The 6,365-nt window shown below is 66.3% G+C and carries 5 protein-coding genes; 2 read left to right on the forward strand and 3 right to left on the reverse strand.

The window, feature by feature from the left end; genetic code table 11:
• Positions 1–202: 202 nt before the first annotated feature.
• Both ACWGCN_RS25845 and ACWGCN_RS25850 read right to left on the reverse strand, forming a co-directional pair.
• Positions 203–643, reverse strand: a complete 441-nt coding sequence (locus ACWGCN_RS25845; RefSeq protein WP_378635974.1) for an AraC family transcriptional regulator — start codon at positions 641–643, stop codon at positions 203–205.
• Positions 640–1,083: a GyrI-like domain-containing protein gene (locus ACWGCN_RS25850; RefSeq protein ID WP_378993237.1), complete on the reverse strand. Its 444-nt coding sequence runs from the start codon at positions 1,081–1,083 to the stop codon at positions 640–642. Before ACWGCN_RS25850 ends, ACWGCN_RS25845 begins: the two co-directional genes overlap by 4 nt.
• Positions 1,084–1,234: 151 nt before the next feature.
• Here ACWGCN_RS25850 and ACWGCN_RS25855 point away from each other — a divergent pair, with 151 nt between their 5' ends.
• The gene (locus tag ACWGCN_RS25855; protein ID WP_452458767.1) at positions 1,235–3,523 is read left to right on the forward strand and encodes a hypothetical protein; all 2,289 of its coding nucleotides are present in this window, start codon (positions 1,235–1,237) and stop codon (positions 3,521–3,523) included.
• A gap of 54 nt (positions 3,524–3,577) precedes the next feature.
• Here ACWGCN_RS25855 and ACWGCN_RS25860 read toward each other — a convergent pair whose 3' ends face one another.
• Entirely contained in the window at positions 3,578–4,504 is a 927-nt protein-coding gene (locus ACWGCN_RS25860; protein ID WP_452458768.1) for an alpha/beta hydrolase, read from the reverse strand.
• Between the two features lie 327 nt (positions 4,505–4,831).
• Here ACWGCN_RS25860 and ACWGCN_RS25865 point away from each other — a divergent pair, with 327 nt between their 5' ends.
• A complete protein-coding gene (locus ACWGCN_RS25865; RefSeq protein WP_452454056.1) occupies positions 4,832–6,316 on the forward strand; it encodes an MDR family MFS transporter in 1,485 nt (494 codons plus the stop codon).
• The last annotated feature ends 49 nt before the right edge of the window (positions 6,317–6,365 follow it).

Consider the following 6,365-nt stretch of genomic DNA (forward strand, 5'->3'; position numbering starts at 1 on the left):
ACTCCGTACCTACACCCACGTCGGCTTTGTCCGACCAGCCAAAGATTTCCTACGCAGTATCCGTCATTCGGCAGGAATGCACCATACGAGTGGCTAATTTTCCGGTAACCTTCTGAGCCAGTTGAAATAATCCCAGGTCAGAACGGGTGAATGCGCGAGAGGCGGTCGAGTCAAGACCGATCGGTTCGAATTCGGCTAACTTTCAGCTATCAACCGTGATCGACACGAACAATTCCACCGTGTCGGGACCGTGCCACACTTCGATCTCCTCGCGGTAGGCGCGGGAGATCTCGGCCGACGCCGTCGCGTCGTCGACCTGGGCCCAGACGTCTTCCACCGGGTCGTGATAGTCGCCGTTGGGCGCGAAACGGGCATAGATACCCTTGGGAACTCGCAGCATGAGATCGCCGACCGGTACGTCGTCCGGAGTCGCGTATTCGCGTGCCACCAGCGCGTTCCAGTTGCCCGCCGGGTCGGGCACGTAGACCGTGTGCAGCGGTTCGCCGCCGCCGGGGCGGTCGCGCAGCCGGTCCTTGAGGAACTCGATCAGGTCACTGTTGCTCACTTTGAAGCTCGGGTGCACCTTCGGCACCGCCAGGCCGCCGTACAGCGCCGCGCCACGGACCACGATCGAATAGGTCATCGTGGGTCGACCGCCAGGTACAGGTCGATCTTGTAGGCGTGCGGGTAGCACTCGAAATCGCCGGTGAAGGTGCGCTTGATCTGGTTGTGCTCCTCGGCGTAGGCGATCTGGGTCCACAGATCCGTCATCACCTGCGGGAAATTACCGACCGAGGAGAAGCGCGCGTAGGTGCCGCGCGGCAACCGGGCCGCCAGATGTCCGCGAGTGACCTGATCGAGCGACTCGCACCGGTAGCCCACGATCTGGGTGTTGTACGTACTCAGCTCACCGGTGTAGTCGGTATAGGCGCTGGCCAGAGGCCCGCCGAGATCCTGATGCAGAACCGCCGACCATGCCGTTTCGAGGTCACGGTCGCGGAGCTCACCGAGTGCGCGTTTGGGACTGCGAACCGGAAGACCGGCCACCCAGGTCTCGTCCCGCTCGACGATTTCGAACTGCAATTGACGACTCTCTCGAAGGGTCCTGCTCAGGTTGCGCCATGCTATCAAACCCCACCCTAACCATATCTGAGCTGGACAAACGTCCACCACTTCCGTACGGATACCCGGCGCTATTGTTCGATTCATCTCCATGCTCTAAGCTCCCGCGCTCGTGTGGGTACGCGCGGAGCTCGAACCGCGAAAACAAGTCGTGCGGTGGGCCGGGGTCGTCATCGCCGCGGTCCTCCTCGGGTATCTCGCTGTGCTGCTGGGGGATTCGCGGCACTTCTATACCGACGACACCGAGGCGCAATACGTGCCGATGTGGCAGTTGCTCGGTACCGAATTGCGGGCGGGGCGGTTCCCGGCGATGGTGCCGTGGGAATGGATGGCGGGCAACTACAGCCTCGAGGAAGCCGGGCTCTACAACCCCGCGCAGCTGCTGGTGTACCTGCTGGCGCCCTCGTTCGACAATCTCGCGCTGTACGCGACCGCGGTGAAGTTCGTGTTCTCCGCGATCGCCGCACTCGGCGTCTTCCGCATCTGCCTGGCCTACGGCGCCCGCGCGCCATGGGCCGCGGTCGCGGGCGTGGCGTTTCCGTTCAGCGGATGGTTCCTGTTCTTCGACGAGGCCAGCTGGTTCACCTCGCAGACCGGCACCGCCTGGCTGGTGCACGCCTGGGCCTCCGCGGTCCTCTACGCGCGAGGCCGCACCGGGCCGATCCCGCTGTTCGTGTTCCTGTATCTGGCGCTGACCATCCAATACGCTTTTCCCGCAGTCGAATCCGGCTTGATGATCGCCACCGTCGCCGCGGGCGAATACCTGTACCAGCGCAGGTGGGCGCCGGTCGTGCGACTGCTCACCGCGTCCGGGCTCGCGGTGCTCGCGTCCATGATCGCCAACCTGCCGATCCTGCTGTCCTCGCAGGCCACCTGGCGCGGCGACGTCTCCACCATCCACAACGACCCGTTCCTGACCGTCCCGTGGTCGGAATCGCTCAACGCGAGCCTGCCGAGCACCGTCCCCGCGTTCACCGCGTGGTGGGGGCATGTGCAGCCGCTACCGATGGTCTACATCGCGTGGTTCGTGATTCCCGCGCTCGCCTTCATCGATTGGAAGTCCGCGGCACGCCATGCCGCCTCGTGGAGCGGCATCGCACTGTTCGCGGTGGCGACCCTGATGTGGACGGCGGGGCCGGGAGCGATCGGTCCGCTCCGGTGGCCGGCGCGCGTGTTGCCGATGCTCGCGATCGCGCTGCTGGTGCTGGTGTGCGTGCTGATCAGTCGCTACGGCGATTTCACCGCGTCGCGGCGACGGTACGCCGCGGCGGGTGCGCTGATCGCGTTGCTGTTCATCCGATCGTTCTCCGCCGCACCGAAACTCGTCGAACGCCACGCCCTCGCCGTGTTCGTGGTGGTCGGGCTCGGGGCCGGGGTGGTGTGGCTGGCGCGCACGCGCGGGATCGCCGCCGCGGCCGCGCTGACCATCGCCACGACCTTCCCGATCGCGTTCGTCCAGGTGGCGTCGGCGCCCCGGACTCCGATGTCGTACGGATTCGCCGAACAGCGCTCGGACATGACCACCGCGTTCCCCGATTTCGGCGGTCGCACACTGCAATTGGCGGACCGGATCATGGTGCGCGACGAAGAGCGCACGCTCGCAGGCACTTACGGCTCCATCGCGCTGGGCAGCTACGCCAAGAACCTCCGATTGCAGTACGTGAACGGGTACACGCCCGTCGGGCACGCCGCCTTCGCGGGCTTGCTGTGCATGGCCTGGGACGGCGGCACCTGCCCTGACGCGTACCGGAGGGTCTTCGCCGTCGAGCCGTCGACCGACACACCGATCGTCGATCTGATGCGCCTGGATCGCATTGTCCTGCAACGCAGTCAGTATCCCCATGCCGGAACCGAGCCCGCCCCCGCGGGCTGGAAGTTCGTCCACTACCCCGGTCACGAACACCAGATCTGGGTCCTCGAGCGAGTCAACCCCCTCCCCTCCCCCGGCGACCTGATCGCCCACGAATCCGGCGTACACGCCACCGTCATGCCCGAGGCAGGTCTCACCAACCGCGCCACCGTCTCCTCCGGCACCGGCGGCCGAATCGTGCTGTCCCGCCTGGCCTGGCCCGGCTACACAGCCACCCTCGGCAACAGCGAAATCCCCATCCGCGCAGTAGCAGGCACCTTCGTAGCGGTCGACATCCCACCCGGCACCCACAACGCGACCCTCACCGTCACCTGGCGCCCACCCGGCCTACCCATCAGCCTCACCACAGCCCTACTGGCCCTGATCGGCATCGCGTTGCTGCAGTGGTGGTTCCGCAGAACCCGCCAGAGAACCCTGCCCGAAACCCTCGAACCCGAAGCCTCGACCCCCCAACTGGTCACCGTGATACCCACCCCACCGAACTCAACCCCCACACTCCCGACCACACCGCCCAGTCCCCGCGTTCAATAACCACGCGGCGCTACCCCTCACCCGTCCCGGTGCCACTCCTCGTGCTGGAACCCCTCACCCGATAGCCCTGGCCAAATGCGGCCAAGCCTCATGCAGGTCAGCCTGGAACTGCCCCCACGTATGAGACCCGGTCGCCCGATGCACATGCACAGCCGGTATCCCCAACTGTTTCAACCGCCCAGCGAACGCAGCCGTACACGCCCCCGCGAGAGCTTCGATCGGCGGCATCGGCAACCCCCGATCCTGCGCACCGGGAAACCCCGTAGCCGCAGACAGGAAAATGGTCTTCCCCGCGAGCCGCCCCGCGTTGGCGAAGACGTCATGCTCCCGCCACCCCGGCCCACCGGGAATCCCCCACATATTCCCCGGATTCCCCCCACCGCGCACCGCCTGCGCGCTGGCCATCGCGATCCCCATCGGATCCGAAGCCCACGGGCAACCGCTCAGCGCCGCCACCGCGGCAAACCGTGATCCACTCTGAATCGCCAGATCCAGCGCCGACGACGCACTCATCGACACCCCGGCGATGGCATTGCGCCCACTCGTCTCCAGCGCACCATCGATAACCCCGGGCAGCTCCTGCGTCAGATACGTCTCCCACCGCACCCGGCCGACCCCCGGATCATCGGAAATCCAGTCGGTGTACAACGTGAACGCCCCACCGACCGGCATCACCACGTTCACGAACTTGTCGGCGAAGAAGCTGCGCACGTCGGTGTCGTCCCACCACGAGATCCCGTCCACCCCACCACCGGCCCCGGTGAGCAGATACAGCGTGGGAGCCCCGGCCCCCGCCGCCTTGATCACGTTGTTCTGGATCACCCGCCCCATCGCGGGCGAGTACACATCGATCTGAGCGGACCTGCCACCCAGCGGCGCCTCCCCCGCCACATACGCCCCCGGATCGGCCGATGCCTTCGCACCCCCGAGAGCGGCAACAATCGCGCACACCACAGCAAGCCAGGTTCTCGACGCAGTCACCTAACCGGTATACCCCGCATCTCGGGGTCCACTCCGCCGAACACACCGGCGCGCCGTCGGCCGAGATCGGGCAGTGACCAGGCTCACGATCCAGCGTGAGACCAGCTTCGATATCCCCGGGACCTGCACCTTTCGATACGCCCCTGCCAGCGCGAATCCGAAAAACCAGGTGATTTGTGTCGTACCCGCCCGGAATACTGACCGGCGCCCGATGAGTTGGACCGACCGAATCCGTCTCTTCTCTTGTGGTGCCGGGACGTCGTCGACTCGGCATCGGGCCACAGCTCACGCCCCGCCGTTTCCCCATGTTTTCCGGAGGTTACCCCGATGCCAGCCGATCTATCCACGCCGACGACGAAGGGCAAGACACCGACCGTCATCCGCGTGCTGGTGCTCGCGACCTTCGTCGTCATCCTCAACGAAACCATCATGATCAACGCGATCCCGCGGTTGATGAGCGATCTCCATGTCACCGAGGTCGCCGCGCAGTGGGTCTCCACCGCGTTCATGCTCACGATGGCCGCCATCATCCCCACCACGGGCTGGTTCCTGCAGCGGGTCACCACCCGTCAGGCCTATGCGGCCGCGATGGGCGTGTTCATCGCAGGCACCGTGATCTCGGCACTCGCGCCGACGTTCGCGGTGCTGCTGATCGGCCGCGTCATCCAGGCCGGTGGCACCGCGGTGATGATGCCGCTGCTGATGACCACCCTGATGACCGTGGTGGCGGAGCAGGACCGTGGCCGTGTGATGGGCAACGTCACCCTGGCCATCTCGGTCGCGCCTGCCATGGGCCCGGTGATCTCGGGCCTGATCCTGCAGATCGCCATCCCGGGAATCGACTCCTGGCGACTGCTGTTCGTGGTGATGCTGCCGATCGCCGGTCTGGTCACCTGGCTGGGTCTGCGTCAGCTGGAGAACGTCGGCGAGCCGCAGCCGGGCACGCTCGATCTCCCCAGTGTGGCACTGGCGGCCCTCGGCTTCGGTGGGCTGGTGTTCGGGCTGAGCAAGTTCCACGGTGACAGCTACTCCACCGCGGTACTGATCACCGCCGGTGGCGTCGCGCTGATCGCGGCGTTCGCGCTGCGCCAGGTCAGCTTGCAGCGCAACGGGACCCCGCTGCTGGATCTGCGGGTCCTGCTGCAGGGCACCTACACCAAGGCGCTGGTCCTGATGTCGGTCGCGTTCCTGGCGATGATGGGCTCGATGATCCTGCTGCCGCTGTACCTGCAGAACCTGCGCGGTCTGAGCCCGCTGGAGACCGGCCTGCTGGTGATGCCGGGTGGTCTGGCGATGGGTCTGCTCGGTCCGACCGTGGGCAAGCTGTTCGACAAGTTCGGCGGTCGGGCGCTGGTGATCCCCGGCTCGATCGGTATCGCCGCCTCGCTGGCCGGTTTCACCCAGATCTCGATGGACATGCCGTACTGGCAGCTGCTCGGTCTGCATATTCTGCTGATGGTGTCGCTGGCCGCGACGTTCACTCCGGTGTTCACCCTCGGCCTCGGCGCACTGCCGATGCACCTGTACTCGCACGGTAGCTCGATGCTGGGCACCATCCAGCAGGTGGCGGCGGCCTTCGGCACCGCGCTGGTCGTCACGGTCATGTCGGCCCGCAGCACCTCGCTCATCGAGGAGGGCACCCCGCCTGCCGTGGCCACCCTCGACGGCATGCGCCTGGCCTTCTTGATCTCGGCCGTCCTGGCGCTGGTCGTGATCGCGATGGCGGTCCTGCTGCCCAACCGCGCGGCAACCGACCCGCACGCCGCGCCCGTGCAGGACGACGTGGATGCACCGGAGCTGGTCAAGAACTGACCCGCTCCCGCTCGAACGACGAACCCCCGGCCGCATTCGCGGCCGGGGG

Source organism: Nocardia sp. NPDC055050, assembly GCF_053608345.1.